Origin of the sequence: Phocaeicola plebeius (assembly GCF_003437535.1) — a bacterium.
Classification (GTDB): Bacteria; Bacteroidota; Bacteroidia; order Bacteroidales; family Bacteroidaceae; genus Phocaeicola; species Phocaeicola plebeius_A.
In genome coordinates, this window is the sequence record NZ_QSQT01000005.1 from 17,290 (window position 1) to 39,120 (window position 21,831).

19 protein-coding genes are annotated in these 21,831 nt (G+C 41.5%); 9 read left to right on the forward strand and 10 right to left on the reverse strand.

Annotation, left to right across the window (positions count from 1 at the left end):
- Positions 1-16: 16 nt before the first annotated feature.
- Positions 17-1,099, reverse strand: a complete 1,083-nt coding sequence (locus DXD04_RS03690; protein ID WP_117671132.1) for a cyclically-permuted mutarotase family protein — start codon at positions 1,097-1,099, stop codon at positions 17-19.
- A gap of 250 nt (positions 1,100-1,349) precedes the next feature.
- Between DXD04_RS03690 and DXD04_RS03695 the strand changes: the two genes are divergently transcribed.
- The gene (locus DXD04_RS03695) at positions 1,350-2,558 is read left to right on the forward strand and encodes an ROK family transcriptional regulator (protein ID WP_117671004.1); all 1,209 of its coding nucleotides are present in this window, start codon (positions 1,350-1,352) and stop codon (positions 2,556-2,558) included.
- Positions 2,559-2,603: 45 nt separating this feature from the next.
- On the opposite strand, the gene DXD04_RS03700 is transcribed toward DXD04_RS03695, so the two are convergent.
- The 7 genes from DXD04_RS03700 to DXD04_RS03730 all read right to left on the reverse strand — a co-directional run bounded on the left by DXD04_RS03700 (position 2,604) and on the right by DXD04_RS03730 (position 6,610).
- Complete coding sequence (locus DXD04_RS03700; RefSeq protein WP_147330739.1) at positions 2,604-3,482, reverse strand: hypothetical protein; 879 nt, start codon at positions 3,480-3,482, stop codon at positions 2,604-2,606.
- 175 nt (positions 3,483-3,657) lie between these two features.
- Positions 3,658-3,867 (reverse strand): helix-turn-helix domain-containing protein, encoded by a 210-nt coding sequence (locus tag DXD04_RS03705; protein ID WP_022053808.1) that lies wholly within the window; start codon positions 3,865-3,867, stop codon positions 3,658-3,660.
- 12 nt (positions 3,868-3,879) lie between these two features.
- On the reverse strand, positions 3,880-4,119 hold the full coding sequence (locus DXD04_RS03710; RefSeq protein ID WP_117671008.1) for a hypothetical protein: 240 nt from the start codon (positions 4,117-4,119) through the stop codon (positions 3,880-3,882).
- Positions 4,120-4,133: 14 nt separating this feature from the next.
- Positions 4,134-4,781: a DUF2975 domain-containing protein gene (locus DXD04_RS03715; RefSeq protein WP_117671010.1), complete on the reverse strand. Its 648-nt coding sequence runs from the start codon at positions 4,779-4,781 to the stop codon at positions 4,134-4,136.
- Positions 4,778-5,407, reverse strand: coding sequence for a DUF2975 domain-containing protein (locus tag DXD04_RS03720; protein ID WP_117671012.1), 630 nt, complete (start codon positions 5,405-5,407; stop codon positions 4,778-4,780). The genes DXD04_RS03715 and DXD04_RS03720 overlap by 4 nt, the downstream gene beginning before the upstream one ends.
- Positions 5,394-6,263 carry a CPBP family intramembrane glutamic endopeptidase gene (locus DXD04_RS03725; RefSeq protein ID WP_117671014.1) on the reverse strand — a complete coding sequence of 290 codons (870 nt, stop codon included), beginning with the start codon at positions 6,261-6,263 and terminating at the stop codon, positions 5,394-5,396. The genes DXD04_RS03720 and DXD04_RS03725 overlap by 14 nt, the downstream gene beginning before the upstream one ends.
- Positions 6,264-6,289: 26 nt before the next feature.
- Positions 6,290-6,610, reverse strand: coding sequence for a DUF3836 domain-containing protein (locus tag DXD04_RS03730; protein ID WP_117671016.1), 321 nt, complete (start codon positions 6,608-6,610; stop codon positions 6,290-6,292).
- Positions 6,611-7,059: 449 nt separating this feature from the next.
- Here DXD04_RS03730 and DXD04_RS03735 point away from each other — a divergent pair, with 449 nt between their 5' ends.
- From DXD04_RS03735 to DXD04_RS03760, 7 genes are all read left to right on the forward strand, one after another.
- Positions 7,060-7,668, forward strand: coding sequence for an RNA polymerase sigma-70 factor (locus tag DXD04_RS03735; protein WP_117671018.1), 609 nt, complete (start codon positions 7,060-7,062; stop codon positions 7,666-7,668).
- 66 nt (positions 7,669-7,734) lie between these two features.
- Positions 7,735-8,739 (forward strand): FecR family protein, encoded by a 1,005-nt coding sequence (locus DXD04_RS03740; protein ID WP_117671020.1) that lies wholly within the window; start codon positions 7,735-7,737, stop codon positions 8,737-8,739.
- Positions 8,740-8,969: 230 nt separating this feature from the next.
- Positions 8,970-12,275 (forward strand): TonB-dependent receptor, encoded by a 3,306-nt coding sequence (locus DXD04_RS03745; protein WP_117671022.1) that lies wholly within the window; start codon positions 8,970-8,972, stop codon positions 12,273-12,275.
- 6 nt (positions 12,276-12,281) lie between these two features.
- The gene (locus tag DXD04_RS03750; RefSeq protein WP_117671024.1) at positions 12,282-13,922 is read left to right on the forward strand and encodes a RagB/SusD family nutrient uptake outer membrane protein; all 1,641 of its coding nucleotides are present in this window, start codon (positions 12,282-12,284) and stop codon (positions 13,920-13,922) included.
- A gap of 20 nt (positions 13,923-13,942) precedes the next feature.
- Positions 13,943-15,499 (forward strand): sulfatase family protein, encoded by a 1,557-nt coding sequence (locus DXD04_RS03755; RefSeq protein WP_117671026.1) that lies wholly within the window; start codon positions 13,943-13,945, stop codon positions 15,497-15,499.
- Between the two features lie 307 nt (positions 15,500-15,806).
- Positions 15,807-16,736 (forward strand): glycoside hydrolase family 78 protein, encoded by a 930-nt coding sequence (locus DXD04_RS17150; protein ID WP_462333460.1) that lies wholly within the window; start codon positions 15,807-15,809, stop codon positions 16,734-16,736.
- Positions 16,642-19,209, forward strand: coding sequence for an alpha-L-rhamnosidase (locus DXD04_RS03760; protein WP_443683835.1), 2,568 nt, complete (start codon positions 16,642-16,644; stop codon positions 19,207-19,209). Before DXD04_RS17150 ends, DXD04_RS03760 begins: the two co-directional genes overlap by 95 nt.
- An 85-nt stretch (positions 19,210-19,294) precedes the next feature.
- On the opposite strand, the gene DXD04_RS03765 is transcribed toward DXD04_RS03760, so the two are convergent.
- Both DXD04_RS03765 and DXD04_RS16640 read right to left on the reverse strand, forming a co-directional pair.
- Positions 19,295-20,188, reverse strand: a complete 894-nt coding sequence (locus DXD04_RS03765) for an AraC family transcriptional regulator (RefSeq protein WP_007560193.1) — start codon at positions 20,186-20,188, stop codon at positions 19,295-19,297.
- The gene (locus tag DXD04_RS16640; protein ID WP_181976305.1) at positions 20,163-20,324 is read right to left on the reverse strand and encodes a hypothetical protein; all 162 of its coding nucleotides are present in this window, start codon (positions 20,322-20,324) and stop codon (positions 20,163-20,165) included. The genes DXD04_RS03765 and DXD04_RS16640 overlap by 26 nt, the downstream gene beginning before the upstream one ends.
- A gap of 26 nt (positions 20,325-20,350) precedes the next feature.
- On the opposite strand from DXD04_RS16640, the gene DXD04_RS03770 reads away from it, so the two are divergent.
- Positions 20,351-21,829 (forward strand): rhamnulokinase, encoded by a 1,479-nt coding sequence (locus tag DXD04_RS03770; protein WP_117671028.1) that lies wholly within the window; start codon positions 20,351-20,353, stop codon positions 21,827-21,829.
- Positions 21,830-21,831 lie beyond the last annotated feature (2 nt).

The following is a 21,831-nucleotide window of genomic DNA, read 5'->3' on the forward strand; positions in this document are numbered from 1 at the left end:
TGTGCTTATTTTGAAATTATTCTTCTTTTTTGAGAGGATAAACTGTAATTTTTGGAGTTCTTATGCCTGGTTTTATTTCTCCGCATATCATATATAAATAACCTTCACGATGTAGCAGGATGCCTCCTGCACGTGCCATACCTGAAATATTTGTTTTTATGGTCCATGTTTTATGGGTAAAGTCATAAAATAGAATATCATTATTAAATTTGTACCAAGAGGGGGCGTGAGTTAAATAATCTTTTCCTGCTTTTCCATCCAGTGCGTTTTTGAAGATGCGATAATTAACTCCTCCTGTTAGGATAAGTTGTGTGTCTGTCTGTATACCGCTACCTCCTGCCATACAGCGTTTTTCCTTGTTTCCCTGATAAGGTATGTGAGAATCATATTCCCATTTGTCGGTTTGGGGAGTATAACATAATATGTCATGTGAAAGAATACTGGCAGAAGAATCCGATGGAGCTTGAAAACCTCCAATCAAATAAAGCTTCTTTCCATCATTGACCAAAATAGGTTGTACTCGTTGAGGCCCAGGGAAGGAAGATAGTTTTTGCCATCTGTCACATGTTTGTAAATCCAGTTTGTATAATGCGTTTTGTCGCAGTTGTTGATTTCCTCCTGTGATGTAGATACATTCATTCAACATTGTGGCGGAGGCGTTGTCTATTGTTTCAGGAAGAGAAGGTAGCTGGTGGATTTGAAAGCTTTCAGAGGAAGGAGCTTTTTGAATCCGAAATACACTGGTCAGACCAGAATCTGCATTCATTCCCCCAATGCAGACTAGTCCCTGAGGTGTTTCTACACTGCAACCATAAGCTACGGAACAGGGCAGATCAGAGATTCTTGTCCAACGAGGAGATGCGGCATGAATATCCAGTGCATAGCATTGATTGTAATAGGCTTTTTTTCCTCCTTCGGCTGCAGGAATTGTCGGGAAATTGCAACCTCCCCCCACAATTAGCCAGTTTTTTATAAAGCCAGCGAAAGGTGCAGATACGCCTTTTGCAATAGGGTAATCAGGAAGTAGCGTAGGAACTTGTGCCATATTTATTGTGCATTGGAATATCAGTATTTCCAAAATTAAAAAGATTTTATTCATAAATATTTTTATTAAGTGTAAGGTCATTGCTGTTGTACATGCTAAAAATAAATATAATATTTAAGTTTTCTACTATATTAATGAGAGATTTTTCTATAGTTAGGTCATAATTATTACTTTGTTTTTATTGTTTTATACTGTTGATTTTTTTAATTTAGCAAAATGTTGGTTAGATAACAGTAATCTTTACCAAGACTTTATTAAACTAGTTATTAAAGTCAAAATTATTTACTTAGTTTGAGAATATTTTATGGCACATAAATTAATTAAAGAGATGGAAAGTGGAACGAAAGGTGGAATCACCCAAAAAAAGATTATTACTTATTTGATGCATAATCATTCTTCTACCATTCCGGATTTGGCAAAAGATATCGATTTGAGTATTCCTACAGTGACTAAATTTCTAATGGAATTGGTTGATGCTGGCTATATTGTGAATTATGGTAAACAAGAAACGAGTGAGGGAAGGCCCCCTAATTTATATGGATTAAATCCTGATTCTGCTTATATGGTGGGCGTAGATATTAAGTCTTCTTGTTTGAATATTGGTTTGATGAATTTTACGGGAGACATGATTGATCTGCAAATGGGGATAGAATGTCGACTTGAGAATACTTTGGAGGGATTGGACGAATTGACTTGTCATATTTGTGAGTTTTTGGATAAACATGTAAATGTTAAAGACAAAATTTTGCAAGTTGGTGTCAATATCTCAGGACGGGTGAATCCTGAAGCTGGTTATAGCTTTAGTATGTTTAATTTTGAAGAGCGTCCCTTAGCTGAAGTTTTATATGAGAAGATTGGGATTCCTGTAAGCATTGATAATGATACTCGTGCAATGGCTTACGGAGAATTATTGAAAGGTGCTGTGAAAGGAGAAAAAGATATTGTCTTTATCAATATTAGCTGGGGGTTAGGTTCTGCTTTTATTATTGATGGAAAAATCTATACAGGCCGTTCCGGTTTTTCAGGTGAATTTGGCCATTTTAGTGTGTTTGATAACGAGATAATTTGTCGTTGCGGAAAAAAAGGCTGTCTGGAAACAGAAGTTTCAGGCTCAGCCTTACATCGGATTCTTTGTGAAAAAGTAAAGAATGGACAAAGTTCTATTCTTTCAAAAAGGATTCTTACAGGAGAAACGTCTCTCACATTAGAAGAAATTGTAGATGCGACCAATAAGGAAGATATTCTGTGCATCGAGTTGGTTGAGGAGATAGGTCGTAAGTTAGGTCGTTATCTTGCCGGCTTGATAAATTTGTTTAATCCTGAATTAGTTGTAATTGGAGGTACTTTGGCATTGACGGAGGATTACATTCTGCAACCTATAAAGACTGCTATACGCAAGTATTCTTTAAATTTAGTGAGCAAAGATTCAGCAGTTGTATTATCTAAGTTACAGGCTAAGGCTGGAGTTATAGGAGCCTGCTTATTATCAAGAAGTAAATTATTTGAATGGTAATAATAAATTTATTCCCCGAGCGTTACTAACACCCGGGGAATAAATTTATTTTTCAACAAGATAAGTGTAGGTTTCAAATTTATAGTATCCAAGCTCATCATTTTCTTCGTAAGTTTCAGATATGATGAGCTGATTTCCAGAGAAGCTTAGTGTGGCAAATTCATCGTCATACCACTCATTATCCCAGCTGTAATAGATGGTTCCAGCAGATTGGTTTTTCCATTTCCATGATGAAATTCCTATACTCTGGTCTGCGTAGTAAATCATGTATGTACCAGATTTAGAGAATAGTACTTCTTTGGGAAAAACTTCGATTTCACCTTCGAATTGTTCCCAATCCTGAGGAGTAAGAGTGATATCATAGGACTCTCCATCACCTTGTTCTATCATCCGGACTTTTTCAATTTTCCATGTACGGCATAAGGCATTGGTTAATTCATCATCTGACATGGTTTCTTCCTTAGTTACATCAAGTGTTACAGGGCCGCCATTGGTTGGAGTCAGATTGAAACCTTTTACTTCTTCTCCCGTTCCGTATACGATTTCAATAGTACCAAAGCCTTCCAAATTTAATGTCCCATCTGAGTTTTCAGTGTATTGTCCATAAATAATACCATTGTAGTTGGTCGCACGGCTTTTAGTTTTAGGTTGTCTGAAAATACCGTATGTTTCTTTATTGAGTGTGACTTTTGTGGATAAATTGGTGTTATATCCGTTGTTTAGTGTGACAATATAGTCTCCACCTGCACCTAGTTCAATACTCTTATAAGGGGAAGAGGGGTTATTAATGGTGTACTTTCCGCTGATGGATTCGTATTTAGGAGTTCCTAAATCAATACTTTCATCATCTCCGCATGCAGTTAGAAATGGCATTGTTAATAACATACCCAAAATAATACCGAATAAGCTTTTTAGATTTCTCATAACACTCTTTTTTTATATTTAACTTCCTCAAGTTTAATCCTTTTTCGTGGGAACAAAAAGTGATGAGAAACGGCTTTAGGGATTAAATGTAATCTATGAAAGAATAAAGAGTAATAAAATGCATCTATCCGGAATAAAATTTTTCAGATAGATGCATTTCATTGTGAGTGTAAAATTAGTCTTCCACTCTGTATTCCAGTATGTCTCCCGGCTGGCAGTCCAGTTCTTTGCAGATAGCCTCCAGAGTGGAGAAGCGTATGGCTTTGGCTTTTCCTGTTTTTAAAATAGAGAGATTTGCCGGCGTAAGGTCAATCCTTTCAGCAAGTTCTCCCAGCGAAATCTTTCGTTTCGCCATCATCACATCTAGATTTACGATAATCGGCATAAATTATTCAGTTTAGTTTTCTTCTTCTTCTTCAGTCAATACCTTCCACCAGCGGGTATAGCGTTTTACTAATACATGGTGCAGGTACATTCCACCATAAATCATTCCCGTCATGACTAACACGCGGTGGGAACGTATCTCTATCTGTTGCTCGATGAACAACCAGTAAATGATGGTCAGCAGCATCAAGGTAAGTATCATGGTCAGAATGATACCGATTGCAGCTTTCCATTTAGTATTAATAGTTTTCATCTTTCCATTCAAATTTAAATGGTTAATTCATTCTCTTCTTTCAACCGTAAGCCGATGGCAAACACTTCTGAGGCTAAGAGGGCGATAAAGCCTAAAATCAGTGTGGAATCAGAGAAGGCAATTAATATATTCAATTTGCTTCCTGCCAGTTCAATGCATTGTGCAAGCTGATGGTTTGAAATCCAGATACTAATAAAAGAAAGCACACATATTCCTGTCAGGCTCCATCCTACGCGGCGCAGGTGTTTTACGTTAATCCAGTCGAACACGATGTTTCGGTTGATGTGTATCATCAGTTTGGCGAAATAGACAGTTGCATAGACAAATCCGATAATGACAATAAAACCGATGAGACCTTGCAGCACTTCAAAGCCATGGCTGGAATGGGAATAGGGGCATTCCACAAGAGCTGTAATCGGTTTGACAGCCAGTTGTCTGCCGTCTTTCAAGTTGGTGACTGTTCCGGTCGTTTCCATCATGTCAGTAGGCAAGACGTGTACCATTTTATATTGAGGTATCTCAGTGATTTCTCCTTGTGCAGCTTTCATGCCTACCTCTACTCCGTTTACAAACATTTCTATAATTAAGTACACATTTCCGGAAACGGACAACAGGAAAGCAGCAATCATGCATACACAGAATATATTCAGTCTCTTTTTCATAATGTAGATGAAGATTTTAAATGGTCAAATTCTTGTTTTAGTTTTACTGCTACTACAAATACTTCCGTGAGAAGTATCAGCAACAATATACCTATCCAACTGAACTCAAAAGGAGATGCGGGCTGGATGGTGTATCCCGGAATTGTAAGTTGTGCCATGGCATCACGGGTTTCACTCCAGTTGAGGAAATACTTAACCAAGTGATAGGCAATAGGAGGATAAACTCCCCACCGTATCCGTCGGATATTGATGGATGTAAAGACCTCTTTGCGGATGATAGAGATAAACAGACGGATGAGGTTGTAAAGTCCATAAAAGGATACCAGCCCTGTGAGACCAAGCAGTATATAAGTGAAATTTGTCAGTCCGCTGGGTACGATGTACGAATGGCATTGCATGAATCCGGTGGGAACAGTTGTGCCGGCTTGCGAGTTGGCTGCTTGTATGGCTGAATCGGGCAATACATCGAAGGTGGTTGCAGTTACCTTGTCAAAAGCCGGATCTGCAGACTCTATACTGATGGGAGCCAGTTTATCTACATCGCTCCAGCCGTCATTAAAGCCGCCTATGAATTCAAAGAGTACGATTAATAGGGCTATTAATCCAATGATTTTAAATGTTTTCATTGTGTGAATGTGTTTGTGAAGACAGTGTATTGTTCTCTATTTCAATTGTTTCTGCCTGAGCAGGCTGATGCCATACTGCCGGCTGCGGAACCAGTTTCTTTTGAATGAACAGCACACAGATGATGGTAAGAGCCATTCCTCCAGCCGCCATAAGAGCTGCTCCCGTTTGTCCGTAAGTAGAAACCATGGTAGCATTCGGATCGTCTGCTAATAAGAAAGAAGCTACGGCTGCGCTGTTATTGACAAAGTGCATCAGGATGCCGGGCAACAAACTGCCTGTGCGATAATACATCCATCCCAGTGCCAATCCGGTTACGAAGGCGAACGGTGCCTGTACCCAGTTACCATGCACTACTCCGAAAATCAATGACGAAAGTACGATGGCTCCTGCCGGATGTTTCCATTTGCGAAGTAAATGTCCCTGAATGGCTCCACGGAACAGCAGTTCCTCTACGATAGGAGCCATGATGACCACGGCAATGATGCCCAGTGGGTTACGCATTATCATTTCGAACGCCTCCTGCATGTTGTTAGGTAAGTCGGCCAGCTCATTGAAATAGTTGGTCCATAAGCCCATCGCTAAAATGAATACCACTGAGGTTGCTAACAGTTTGGGTGAGTGGTGATACCCCCAGGTCTTCTGGTCCAGTCCCACATATTTCCCTACTAACAGATGAATACCTACTGCCGCGGTGGAGAGGATTTGTGCCAGCATGATAAGGTTTGTATACAGGCTGTCGGGTGTCTGTGGAACCTCATAACTGCCTTGATACAACATATATCCACAGATAGCTACTCCCATGAAAGCTAATTGGTAAGCGAAGAAATACAGTAATAATTTGATAGTGCGTCCCATAATGTGTGCGTTTTTAAATGGTTAGTTTATTTGTTTTCAGAAAGCTTCTGAAGGGTTGGCCCCTCAGTTCTCCAAGTCAGCAGATAAGCTGGTGTCCAGGTCATTTGTTCTGCATCCCAGCGGTAAGCTTTTTTCTCGGTCATGGTTCCCAACGTGTCGTACTGGTATTCGTACTTCCATTTGGGAGTAAGTGTTTTGCCGTCCTCATTCAAGGTAGAAACAATCAGGCTTTGCTGGTTCTGTCCGTAAATGAAGGTTTCTTTTGCGTTTACATTTGTGGCTGTCAATGTCATCAATGCAGCAGCGATTCCTGCTACCAGTGTCTTTTTTGTGAATGTCTTTTTCATAATTGTACGTGTTTGTGTGTAAATAATAGTGTTTGTTTGCGTTTGTATTCGATAAATATTTATCGTTTTTCGATATGCAAATGTAGATATTATTTTTGAACTGCAAAAGAAAAACAGAAATATTTTATCGAAAAACGATAAAAATTTGCCTTTTTGAGGAAAATCTCATCTGAAGATACCAAATTCAGGTGTTGTGAGGGGAGAGGGATAAAGAGGAAAGTCTGATTGTGTAGTCTGGAGAATGAATGTATATGTTCTATGTTTTGCGTACGGAAAACGTACGTTTCTCAAGGCGGAACCGTATGTTTTCGGGTAGGGAAACGTAGGGTTCTGGGCTGAGAGACATAGAATATTCCAAAACATTTTCTGTTTATTGATGAGTCATTTTCTACATTAAATAATGGAGGAAAACCGTGGATATAGACAGAAAATCTCTAAATTTGCTGAGTATGAATCGAGCTATGACGGAAAAACAACTGATAGAAGAACTGCGATGTGGAAATGAATCTGCTTTCAGACGGATCTACGACCGGCACTATGTCCCTCTCTGCCGTTTCGCTGATTTGTTTCTCCATGACGCATCTTTGTCAGAGGAGGTGGTAGATGATGCCATCTTTTATTTGTGGGAACATCGAAGTGAGGTGGAAATCACTTATTCTTTGAAAGCCTATTTGATGAAATCGGTTCGTAATCGTTGCTTGAATGAACTGAATTCTCTTGCACATCGTGAAGAATTGCAGTTTTCTTCTTTTTCTCTTCCCGAGAATGTGGAATTTCTGGATACCTTATTTATAGAGAAAGACCATCCGTTAGGTTATCTGTTGGAGCAGGAACTGGAGGAAGAACTCGAACGCAGTATCGAGGCCCTGCCAGAAGAATGTCGTGTGGTTTTCAAAAAAAGTCGTTTTGAACAAAAAAAATACGAAGAAATAGCCCGCGAGTTGAATATCTCTGTCAATACAGTTAAGTATCACATAAAGAATGCATTGGCCTTTCTTCAGAAGCGCATGTCAGGCTATCTGAAGCTGCTCGTGTGGTATATTTTTCTGGGAAATTGAAAAAATCTTCTTTTTTGACTACCCTCTTTTTTCTCTTTTTTGTCTTACTTATAAACACAGCAAATTATGCAGCACGAAGAAATGATAAATGAACGGATTGATCAGTTGATTGCGGAATACCTTTCCGGTAGTCTGACGGCAGACGCTTTTCAGGAATTGAAAAACTGGAGCCAGCAGTCGGACGAGAACCGGATGTACGTCCGTAATCAGATAGAAGTCTGGTTTTCATCGGGAGTGACTGCAAAAGATAAGGTGTTCGATAAGGAAGAAGCTTTTGCCCGTTTCCAGAAACGAATCGGAAAGAAAGAGCCGAAGGTGTACCGTTTCTCATGGAAGACCTTCTACCGGGTGGCAGCCGTGATATTGATTGTGCTGCTTCCGCTGGCCGGTTACTGGAAAGGACAGGAAACACTTCGCCAGACGTTCTCGGATATGGTGGTAGAGGCTCCGCTGGGAGCACGTACCAAGCTGTATTTGCCGGATGGTACGTTAGTGTGGCTGAATGCTGGTTCCAAAATCACCTATTCGCAGGGATTTGGTATGGATAACCGTCAGCTCAGTCTGGAAGGAGAAGGCTATTTTGAGGTGGTTCATAATCAAGACCTTCCTTTTGAGATTCATACGCATGAAGTAGACTTGCGTGTATTGGGTACCAAGTTCAATTTCAAGAACTACTCGGATGATGAAGAAGTGACGGTGAGTCTATTGGAGGGAAAGGTTGCTTTGCATAATAGTTTGAAATCCATGTCAGACTTATATCTTTCTCCTAATGAGAAAATGGTGCTGAACAAGCGTACGGGCGAAATGGTGAAATCGAGAGCCCGTGCAGAGAATTCCATGTTATGGACAAACGATGAGCTGTTCTTCGACGAGGAATTATTGGAAGACATTGCCAAGAAACTGATGCGTAGCTACGATGTACGAATTGAGATAGCCGACAGCCTGAAGAACCGTCGTTTCTACGGTAGCTTCAAGGTGATGGGTAATACTATAGAAGAAGTACTGGAAACTATTGCTTCAACCAATCGTATGAAGTATCGATACGAAAATGAAAAATACATCCTTTATTAACTAATTTGTCAAACCTTAAAAAGAGAAACACCATGAACATAGAATCTTCCGGCTGACAGGGTCCATAAGGCGAAGACATAAAAAACAAGGAAGATGCGGGCACATCCTCCTTGCTGGTTTGCAAGTCTTCTGCATAGGGCAAAAACTTGAATCAAAGATGCCGCAAAGATAGGTATTCTTCGATTCTTACAATTCTTATTTTAGTTATTTAATTAAAAATCAACAGAATTATGAGATATTTCAATAAGGCTATGTTAGTAGCCTCGGCAGCGCTTTGCCTGAACTTATCGGTCTTTTCTCAGAATATTACACTGAAAACCGGTAATGTAACGGTAAAGGAGGCGATGGAACAGTTGAAGAAGTCGTCAGGGTATTCGTTTGTGTTTTCATCAGTTGATGTGGATACGCAGAAACACATTTCCATTTCCGTGCAAGACGGGAATATAGATGATGTGGTTCGGCAAATCTTGGCTGGCCAAATAGGAATTACTTATGAGATTAAAGATAAGAATATTATTATAAAAAAGTCCGAGAATGGGGTGGTTTCGTCCAAAAAGTTGCAGACAAAAGGATCTGTTCGGGATGTGAATGGCGAACCGATTATTGGTGCAACAGTCATGGAACGAGGAACTTCTAATGGTACGATTACGGACATTGACGGTAATTTTATGTTGGAAGTGCCCGAAGGAGCTATGCTAGACATTTCGTATGTAGGGTACAAGAACCAAAGTGTACAAGTGCTTTCAGGGAAACAAATAGCTATTAGTTTAAGAGAAGATTCTGAAACGTTGGATGAAGTCGTAGTCATTGGTTATGGAGCACAGAAAAAGGTGAATGTGATAGGCTCTATTGCAACATTAGATAGTGAAACTTTAGAATCACGTGCGGTTCCGGATGTTTCCAATATGTTGACTGGCCAGTTATCTGGAGTAACTATCACACAGACAAGTGGAAATCCGGGACAAGATGCCGGTACAATTCGTGTACGTGGAGTAGGCTCTTTCGGAGCTACTCCTGATCCGTTGGTGCTGATTGATGGGATGCCTGGTTCTCTTAGTGATTTGACTCCATCGGAAATAGAAAATATTTCAGTGCTGAAGGATGCGGCTTCGGCTGCTATTTATGGTTCCCGTGCGGCAAATGGAGTAATCCTCGTAACTACAAAGGAAGGAAAGGCAGGCAAAACACATATTACCTACAATGGTTCTATAGGTATGAGTCAGGCTACGGAATTACCTGATTTTGCCCATTCGTATGAGTATGCTGAGTACTATAATATGGCAATGGGAACAGAAACTTACACTCCAGAGATGATTCGGAAATATCGTGATGGTTCCGATCCGGACAATTATGCTGATGAAATGTATTTGGATGAATTGCTTGGTGGACATGCCTTGCAGACTAAGCATGAATTAAGTGTGAATGGAGGTTCTGGAAAACTTCAGTATATGGCTTCACTTGGATATCTTCGTCAGAATGGTTTACTGGATAATAATTATTATAACCGTTACAATGCAAGAGTAAACCTGAATGCGGAAATTGCTAAAAATGTGTCACTTAGTGTGAGAGTTAGCGGAATGACATCTGATAGGCATGAACCTTCTACTCCTGGAGTACTTGATAATGAGGGATTCAAAGGTATTATAGCAAATGCTGTCCGTTATCCGGGACTGACACCTAGTTATTTATCAACTGGTGAAATCGGTCCGGGACCCAAATTACAGGGTACCCCAGTGGCGTGGGTGAATTGTGCTTCTTTTTACCGTGAGGATTTTGATAAATTCAATGGTAATATAGAGCTTACTTGGAAACCTATAAAAGGACTTACATTGAGAGCTATTGGTGGATATAACTATGCATTAAGCACTATCCGTAATTATCGGGCAGATATGCCGCTGGCCGGAGGGCAGAGTACAGGTCCTTCATCTTTAACCAATTCCATGGAGCGTACTGTATATAAGACATTTCAGGCCGTAGCCGATTATAATACTATTATTGCAAAGAGACATAATTTGTCGGTACTATTAGGTTATACTTGGGAAGACGAAGGACAACGAACATTAAGTGGAAGCCGTAATAACTTTCCATCAGATGATGTGCCGTATCTGGGAGCAGGTGGAGCTGACGGTCAAACTAATGATGGAGGTGGATATGACTGGGCAATACAGTCTGTTTTTGGTCGTTTGACTTATAATTATGATCAGCGGTATCTTTTTGAGACGACTATGAGATATGACGGCTCTTCAAGGTTCCCGTCAAATACAAAATTCGGTTTTTTCCCTTCTGTAGCTGCCGGATGGCGTGTGTCTGAAGAAAAATTCTGGAAAGAGAGAAATGTGTCCGACTGGTTCAATAATTTGAAACTAAAGGCTTCTTATGGTATATTGGGAAATAATAATATCGGTAATTATCCTTACCAGTCTGTATATACTTTGGGGGAGGCACAGAATTATGTGTTTGGAGGCGTATATACCCAAGGTGCAGCTGTTACGACTTATGTAGATCCGACGTTGAAATGGGAACGGACGCGTACGGCTGATTTTGGTATCGAGACGGGTTTCTTTGATAATAAACTGACCTTGAATGCTACTTATTTTCATCGAAAGACAACGGACGTGCTTTACAAGCCTGCGGCTAGTTATTCTTCTATTTTTGGTTTGGCCATCTCAGAGGTTAATACCGGTGAATTGGAAAACAAGGGATGGGAGTTTGAGATAGGACATCAAAATACAATCGGTGATTTCCATTATCATGTTAATGGTAATTTTTCTATCATTAAAAACAAAGTTCTAACATTGGGAATGGGAAATGTAACCCAAAATAATGGTATGATAGGTAATGGAAGCGATTTGTTTATTGGCTATCCGATGGAGATGTTTTATGGGTATAAGACAGATGGTGTGTTTCTTACGGACGCAGAAGTGAACGATTGGTATGATCAGGCTGAAATAGCCAAAGGTTCACAGGCTGGAGATATCCGTTATGTAGACATTACAGGTGATGGAAAAGTAACGCCTGATGACAGAACATACTTAGGATCACGTATTCCGAAATATACTTTTGGCCTGAATTTGGGTGCTGAATATAAAGGATTTGATTTTAGTATGTTAATACAGGGAGTTGCTGGTGTAAAAGGTACGCTTTCTGTATATGCCGGATATGCTTTTTATCAGGAAGGCAATATACAGCGTTGGCAGATGGAAAATTGCTGGAATGTACAGCAAGACAATCGTTATCCTGAATATCCGCGTTTGGAAGTTATGTCAAATGCGGGAAGCAATAATACTTTAACTTCGGATTATTGGGTGTTGAATGCTTCTTATGTCAAAGTCCGTAATATCCAGTTTGGCTATACATTGCCTGAATCTGTGACTCGGAAGTTTGGTTCCAGTGGTATGCGTTTTTATGTAAGTTTGGATAATCCACTGACATTTAAAAGCTATCGTGAAGGTTGGGATCCTGAGAATACAAGTAATGATGGACAATATTATCCAACTATGTCTACTTACACCTTTGGTTTAACATTAAAATTCTAAAGCCTTATGAAATGTTCTAAATATTTGATGCTTGCTACCTTGCTTGCTTCATTGTCTTTCTCGTCATGTGACTTGGAAAGATTGCCTCTGACCGACCTATCGGAAGAAAATTTTTGGAATGATGAAAAAAATGCAGAACTTGCCTTGACTGCTCTTTATCGTGGAAAGATAACTAATGGCTTGGAATATAGCGTGTCTGATTTCTGGTCTTATCATGGGTTGCTGTTTATGGAACATTTGACAGACAATGCGTTTGATCGCAGGGGAGAAAATAATGACTTTTACAAGATATCTAGTGGGCAGTTGCTGAACACGAATTCTTTTATCGCGAATTATTGGTCGTCGGCTTATTCACGCATTGGTAAATGCAATCGTTTTCTGGAAGGAATGCAAAAAATGCCAGAATCAGACCAGAATAAAAGGATGATAGCTGAAGCTCGTTTTTTGCGTGCGACTCAATATCATTATCTGGCAAGTTATTTTAAGGATGTACCGTTAGTAACCACTGTGTTGAGTGGTGAGGAGGCCAATACGGTAAAAAGAAGTACACAATCTGAAATATTGGCATGGTGTGCTACTGAATTTAAAGAAGCTGCTGCAGATTTGCCACGCTTTAAGGATCTTGCTTCAAGTGAAACGGGCCGTGCCTGCAAACAGGCTGCTTTGGCTTTTCTAGGCCGCACATGTATGCTTCAAAAAGATTGGGCGAGTGGAGCTGCCGCTTATAAGGAAATCATAGATTATGGAGACAATGATATCCACACGAGTTATCCGGAATTATTCTGGCCAGGTACCGGGGTTGGCAATAAAGAGAATATTTTCTATATTGCTTATTTGGAGAATTATTTTGGCTGTGGTATGCCTCAGCAAGTGCTTCCAGCTAAAGATGGAGGATGGAGTCTTTCCAATCCTTCTGCCGGCTTGTTTGAATCTTATGAATTTGTTGATGGTACTCCGTTCAGTTATGATGACCCACGTTATAATCCAAATAATTTAGGAGAGAACCGTGACCCTCGTTTGGACTATACTTTGTTTTATAATGGTGCGGATTTTATGGGTACAACGTATCGCATGAGTCCAGATTATGAAGCTTCTGCTAAAGAGCGACTTGATTATTCGTCAGAAGCATCAAAAACAGGTTTCATGTGGCGGAAGTATTTTGATGAGAATCCGATTAATGATATTCAAAGCTATAGCGCAGTGACACCTATAATTCGTTATGCGGAAGTGTTGTTGGGTTATCTGGAATGTTTGATTGAAGGGGGAGAGGTTATTGATAAGCCTATATTAGATGCTACAATCAACAAAGTGCGTGGTCGTGCCGGGGTAGAGATGCCTCCTATTACAGAAACAGATCCGTCTATTTTACGGGAAAGACTCCGTAACGAACGAAGAATAGAATTGGCCTATGAGGGAATACGTTATTGGGATTTATTGCGTTGGGAAATTGCAGACAAGGTTTTAGTTGGAGAAGTTTGGGGAGCACCTTACCCTTCTTCTACTACTTATGCTTCCTCTACTAAGGAAATAGATCCTACAGGGAATTGTCGTTGGTATGTTGGACGTCGTGATTTTCGCAATCCGCAAGATTATAAATGGCCTATTCCTTTGTCAGAGCAGAATATAAATCCCAATTTACGTGATTAGTACTGATAATAATTAATGATATGAAAATACAGTATTTAACATTCTCTCTACTCTCTCCGTTTGTTTGTAATTGGGTTAGTGGAGCTTCTGTGGAAGATAGCAATAAGAATGAGGTAACTGAACGCCTATTGCCCAATGTCATTATCATTTATGCAGATGATTTGGGGTATGGTGATCTGCAATGTTATGGCGCGAAAAATATAGAGACGCCAAATGTGAACAAGCTGGCTGATGAAGGGTTACGTTTTACGAATATGCATGCTGTGGCTGCTACCAGTACTCCTTCACGTTATTCATTATTGACGGGTGAATATGCTTGGAGGAAAAAAGGTACAGATGTTGCAGCTGGAAATGCAGGAATGATTATTCGTCCTGAACAATATACTATGGCTGATATGTTTAAGCATTCTGGTTATGTGACTGGAGCCGTTGGCAAGTGGCATTTAGGCTTAGGTGATAAGACTGGTGAGCAGGATTGGAATGCTCCTTTACCTGCTTCTTTGGCTGATTTGGGATTTGACTATCATTATATTATGGCTGCTACAGCTGACCGTGTTCCTTGCGTATTTATAGAGAATGGACAAGTGGCGGGATATGATCCGACAGCTCCTATCGAGGTGAGTTATAAGCAAAATTTTCCAGGAGAACCTACAGGAAAAGACAATCCTGAGCTATTGTATAACCTGAAGCCAAGCCATGGGCATGACATGTCAATTGTGAACGGTATTAGCCGTATTGGATACATGAAAGGAGGTGGAAAGGCATTGTGGAAAGATGAGAATATTGCTGATTCTATTACTTCGCATGCTATTGATTTTATCAGCCAGCATCAAAATGAACCGTTTTTTCTTTATTTTGCAACAAATGACGTGCATGTACCCCGTTTCCCCCACGAACGTTTTCGAGGAAAAAGTCCGATGGGGTTGCGTGGAGATGCTATTCTGCAATTTGACTGGAGTGTAGGCCAAATTATGAAAACGTTAGATAGATTGGGTTTAACAGAAAATACGCTTGTTATTTTGTCTAGTGACAATGGGCCGGTTGTGGATGATGGTTATGATGATCGAGCTGAAGAGCTATTGAATGGGCATACGCCTTCCGGACCGTTAAGAGGTTATAAGTATAGTGCTTTTGAAGGTGGAACAACTGTTCCTGCCATTGTGCGCTGGCCAAAAATGATACAAAAAAAAGGCGTATCAAATGTGTTGATGTCGCAGATTGACTGGATGGCTTCATTAGGAGAGTTGATTCATGCACATTTACCTAAAGGGAGTGCTCCTGATAGTTGGAGCCGGTTAGGTAATCTATTGGGTACGGATAATACAGATCGTTCCTGGGTTGTAGAGTTTGCGGCTAATCATGTATTGTCTATCCGAACTAAAGATTGGAAATATATAGAACCAAATGATGGGCCACGTATGATTACTTGGGGACCGAGAATAGAAACAGGTAATGACAGTATTCCACAATTGTATGAAATGAAGAAAGTTAACGAACAAGAAAATGTAGCGGCTCAATATCCTGAAAAGTTATTTGAAATGCAGACTTTGTTGCGAAAAGCGAAATTAGGTCAGTAGTTGTAAAGCTATTTAGTTGGTGCTCTAAAGGAGAATCAATGGATAGACTTACTTAAAGTCTGTAAATTATAATATAAAAATCTCCTGCTTTAGCTTTCATTTACCTTAATGATATGTCTAAAAGTAGGAGGTTTTTTATTTTTAATTTTTTTGTAATTCTATTTGAGATAATCTCTTTTTGTATGATAAATCTCTTTTTGTAATTTCGAGAGAAATTTAATTATAATGAGGTATGGGTAGAAAATCTTTTTTGATAATAATTTTGTTAGGAATAATTTTATCGAGCAGCACTTATAGGAAGGAATACATGTCAATAGCTGAAATGAAAGTGGGGTTAGCTGAGAATCCTTTAGGGTTAGATACGTCAGTCCCCAGATTCGGCTGGCAACTTGTAAGTAACCCACACGAAAGAGGCATATATCAGACAGCTTATCAATTAGAGGTAAAGGATGAGGCTGGAAAGGTAGTCTGGAATTCCGGAAAAGTGACAACAGATGTGTCCCAGCATGTGACTTATCAGGGAGAGGCGTTGAAGCCGGCTACCCGTTATACCTGGAAAGTAAAAATCTGGAACAATAAGGGAGAAATTGCGGAAAAAGATTCTTGGTTTGAGACAAGCCTGATGACGTCTGATGATAAAGAGGGCTGGAACGGAGCACGTTGGATTGGAGGCAGTGACGAGGATATGGTGCTTTATTCACATTATTTGCCAGTATTCAGACTGGATTGTTCATTTCAGATGAAAAAGCAGGCTGCGTCGCGTAAGATAGCATTTGTGTATGGTGCCAACGATGAACGTCTGATGGATGCGAATAAGAACATTTATCACATTGCCAGCGGAAAGGATGAGTCATACATAAAAATAGAATTCGATTTGTCTCCTTTGAAAGACGGACGAAATGCCTGGGTACATATTTATCGTGCCGGTTATCGGCCGGATGACAAACTTTCTGTTCCTTTGAAATCTTTTATGTTGCCCGCTGATGTGCTGAATGCGGAGAATCAATATCAGTCGCATACGTTCTCTTTGTATTCCAATCTGGGTTTCACTACACTGAAAAAAGGAGAGGTGCAGATTGGGGAAGTGAATCTGAATCCTTTGGGACAGGGAGGTGATTTCGTGGCGTTTCCGGTAGTCGGTGATGTGGGGTATGTGTTGGAGCACGCAACTGATTTTTCAGGAGTCAGAACGGATATTCGCAATTTCCGGAGTAGCTTCTGTCACCTTGGATGCTAAACTGTTGAATGGCGCAAAGAAGTGCTATGTACAGAATCCCAGCCGTAACGCTATGCCGATGCTGCGTACGGAGTTTGTGACTTCCTCCCATAAGGTTCGTAAGGCGCGTTTGTATGTGACTTCCCGGGGTATTTATGAAATATATCTCAACGGACAGCGTGTGGGAGAGGACTATTTTAATCCGGGTGTGACACAGTATAATAAAACGCATCTGTATCAGGTGTACGATGTGACAAAACTGATTGCGAAAGGGAAGAATGCCGTTGGAGCAATTTTGGCCGAAGGATGGTGGAGCGGAGGAGCAACTTATGCCGGAGAAAACTGGAATTTCTTTGGTGACCGTCAGTCGTTGCTGGCACAGTTGGTTGTGACTTATGAAGATGGTCAGGTACAGACAATCGTAACTTCTCCAGATACGTGGAAGTATTTTAATCAGGGGCCTGTGGTGTATGGTAGTTTCTTTCAGGGCGAGGTATATGATGCCTTGAGAGAAAAAGCGATTGAAGGATGGACGAAAGCGGGATATGATGATTCGGCCTGGACGAAAGCAGTAGAAGTCTCGCTCGGAGGTCATGTCAGTCGGTTAGGTGGAGGAACAATGCCAAAAGTCGATGATTATTCTAATTTCCACTTGGTGGCTCAATACGGTCAGACGGTAAAGGCCATTCAGAAGCTGACGGCACAATCGGTAGAAGAGGTTCGTCCGGGCATCTTTGTGTACGATATGGGGCAGAATATGGTGGGAGTGCCTGAAATCACCCTCAAGGGAATGAAGGCAGGACAGGAAATCAATCTGCGTTATGCCGAGGTGAAATATCCCGACTTGCCGCGTTATGCCGGAAATGAGGGAATGATTATGCTGGAAAATATTCGTGCAGCTATGGCGCAGGATAAATACATCACGAAAGGAGGAAATGAAATGATTGCGCCGAGATTTACCTATCATGGATACCGATTTATTGAGATTACGGGCATAGACAAGGCTTTGCCGCTGGAGGATGTGAAAGGAGTGGTGTTGAGTTCGATTGACGGACTGGCATCTAAGTATGAAACGTCTAATGAGAAGGTTAACCAGTTGTGGCACAATATTGTGTGGTCTACTTATGCCAATTTCTTCTCTATCCCAACCGACTGTCCGCAACGTAACGAGCGTTTGGGATGGGCGGGTGATATATCGGTCTTCTCCCGCACGGCTACTTACCTGGTAGATGTGCCGCAGTTCTTGCGTCGTTATTTGTGTGCCATGAGGGACGTACAGCGTGAGGATGGCCGTTTCCCGGATGTGGCTCCTCTAGGTGGCGGATTTGGTGGTCTACTGTGGGGAAGTGCAGGTATTACAGTGCCGTGGGAAGTGTATCAGCAATATGGTGACAAGAGCTTGCTGGCAGAGCACTATGAGGCGATGTGCCGTTATGTGGATTATGTGCGGACCAAGAATATCAATCCGGAGACGGGCGTACTGGAACAGGAGAAGGTCTGGGGAAACTTGGGTGACTGGCTGGGACCGGAGGATAACAAGAATGACAAGACACTGATGTGGGAAGCGTACTTTCTCTATGACCTGGACATCATGAAAAAGGTGGCTCAGATTTTAGGTAAAAAGGAGGATGCAGAAAAGTTTGAGAAGTTGTATGACGAACGTAAGTCGTTTTTTAACCGTACATATATCGACCCGCAGACGGCGAAAACGATTTCTTCGGGAACAAACGGTCCGGAAAAGGGAAAACTGGTGGATATACAGACCTCGTATGTGCTTCCTTTGTCTTTCGGCATTGTGAATCCGGAATGGAAAGAGCGGTTTGCAGCTAATCTGGCGCATACGGTGCAGCGGGAGAATGTGGCGGACGATGGAAAGACTTATCCGGCTTATTCGCTGATGACGGGATTTATCGGTACGGCATGGATTAGCAAGGCACTTTCGGATAATGGATATGATGAGGTAGCCTATAACTTGTTGCAACAGACTACTTATCCTTCGTGGTTGTATTCTGTGGAGCAGGGAGCTACTACCATTTGGGAACGCCTGAACTCGTATACGCATGTCGACGGATTTGGAGAGAACAACCGGATGAACTCGTTTAACCATTATTCCTTTGGAGCCGTCGGGGCTTGGATGTATGCCTACTCGCTGGGAATTATGCGGGATGAGCATCATCCGGGATTCAAGCATTTTGTGCTTTGTCCGAAGGTAGACCCTACAGGAAAGATGACTTTTGCCAGAGGATATTATGATTCGCTGTACGGACGTATAGAAAGCGCATGGGAAGTGAAGGATGGAGAAGTGAGGTATTCATTCACGGTTCCGGCGAATACCAGTGCGACACTTTATTTGACTGCTGCTTCAATGGATAGCGTAACTGAAAATGGTCGCGCGTTACAAGCTGGAAAAGAGGGTATAAAAGAAGTGACGTATCAGGGTGGAATGTGTAAGGCGGAATTGTTGTCGGGAACTTACCATTTTGTAGTGAAATAATTCTCGGCTATACATCGGCATAAAACAAAGCAACCTCCTTCTGCTTGCTGTGAGTGATTCTTCAGCGCAGAAGGAGGTTGTATTTTTATTCTCTTCCGAATTTTTTTCGATAGGATTGCGGGGTGTATCCTGTATATTTCTTGAAAACTTTGGTAAAGTAAGGTATATCGTCAAAGGTCAGGTAATAGGCTATTTCTTTGGTGCTTCGCTGAGTGGTGGCCAGCAAGTCTTTGGCCTGCTGGATTTTCAGTTCCTGAATGTAGTGCGCCGGAGAAAGTCCGGTATACTCTTTGAACAGTTTGCGGAACCAGGAATAGCTCATGTGCAGGGAGTCGGCGACTTCTTCCGGGCCTATACCTTTTAGCAGGTTCTCGCGGATGAATACCTTGGCTTTGCTAATCTGCTCGGTGGCTTTGTTGTCGAACTCGTAGTTCTGCGAGTAGTACATGGTCATGCCTAAGATAAGATTAGCAATGCCAGCCAGATATTGTTGACAGGCCGCTTTTTCTTCCATGGCCACCTGGATGGCTTGTTCGTAAAGTTTTACGATACTGTCCTGCACACCGATGTGATAAACAATCTGGTCTTTTGCAAAAAAGTTGTTTTGGAAACGGCTGTCCATGTTGATTCCCTGAAATCCGATCCAGTATTCCTGCCAGCCGGTTTTTTTATCGGGGAAATAGCTGTGCCATACGTGAGGCTGGAGAATCAAGATGTCTCCTTCCTTGATTTCGATAAATGTGTCGGGAGAGGTATAGAAATAGCCTTTTCCGTGAGTGATGTATAATAGCTGGTAGCTGTCCAGCACACGGCCGCGTGAGGGAGTGAAATAAAAGGCATCCGGATGTCCGGTACGAGGTGGGTACACCGGATAGTTGGGTGGAATGGGTTCCGAACCTACGGTATCCACGGTAATTCCCCAGTCTATATCGCGCGGACTTCGTACCAGATATTTATAGTTTACGCTGTTCTTTTCCATTTTTTGTCCCTTTCTTCGCAAAGATAAAAAATCCCTGATAAACTCCTGAATTTTCGTTAGCAGGAAAAATCAAAAACTTATATTTTAAAGTCATTTCTTCCGCAAGAAGGGAATTTTTTCTTTCTACTTTTGCCACAGTAGTTAACCAAATAAACTTTTAGCATGGATTCCAAATATTTTATTGCATTTGATTTAGGAGCAACTAGCGGAAGAACCATATTGGGGACGCTGACTGGTGATAAATTGACGCTGGAAGAGGTTACCCGCTTCCCGAACCAGATGCTGCAACTCAACGGACATTTTTACTGGAATATTTTTTCCTTGTATGAGAATTTGAAGAAAGGTCTGGCTGCTGTGGCACAGAAAAAAGTATCTGTCACTTCTATCGGTATTGATACATGGGGAGTGGATTTTGCTTTTGTGAATGAGGAAGGAGCACTGATAGGCCTCCCGTATGCGTATCGTGACCCGCAGACTATCGGTAAGAAGGAAGAGTTCTTTGAAAAGGTAATGCCGGCAGATGAGTTGTATGGAAAGACGGGAATCCAGCACATGGATTTCAACAGTATTTTCCAGTTGTATACCCTAAAACAACGGAAGGATTTCGGACTGACGCACGCCAGTCGCCTGCTCTTCATGCCGGATGCGCTTTCTTATTTGCTCACTGGAAAGATGGTGACAGAATATACCATTGCATCGACTTCTCAGTTGCTGAATCCGGAAACACGCAAATTAGATGAAAAATTACTGGAAGTGCTGGGTGTCAGCAAATTCTTGTTTGCGGATATGGTAGAACCGGGAGCTAAAGTCGGTATGCTGACCGAGGATTTGTGTGAAGAACTTCAGATAGAATCTGTTCCGGTAATTGCCGTAGCCGGACACGATACAGCTTCTGCCGTAGCGGCTGTACCGGCTGCCAACAAGAACTTTGCTTACCTGAGTTCAGGTACATGGTCATTGATGGGAATTGAAACAGATGGTCCGGTTGTGAATGAAAAGACAACTCACTATAATATTACGAACGAAGGAGGAGTAGACGGTACCATTCGCTTGCTGAAGAATATCACAGGTATGTGGATTGTAGAACAATGTCTGAAGAAATGGCATAAGGAAGGAACGGATTATACTTATCCGCAGATGGTGGAACTGGCTCAGGCTGCTCGCCCGTTTGCTTGCTTCATCAATCCGGATGACTCGGGATTTACCAATCCACAGGATATGCCTAAAGCCATTTGTGAGTATTGTGCACGTACGGGACAGAATGCACCGCAGACACATGGTGAGTTTATTCGTGTCATCTTTGAGAGTCTGGCACTGAAATACCGTGAGGTACTCGATGTATTCCGTGAACTTTCCGTAAATCCGATTGAAAAGTTGCATATCATTGGAGGAGGTTCACGCAACAAACTGCTGAATCAGTTTACTTCAAATGCTATCGGCTTGCCGGTTGTGGCCGGACCGAGCGAGGCATCTTCAATTGGAAATATCATGCTTCAGGCTAAAGCAGCCGGAGTAGTAAGTACGTTGCAGGAAATGCGTAACGTGATTTCTGTCAATGTGGAACCGGATTATTTCTCACCGGCAGATGCGGAAGTGTGGAATGAAGCTTATCAGAAATATATATCAATCATTAAAAAATAATT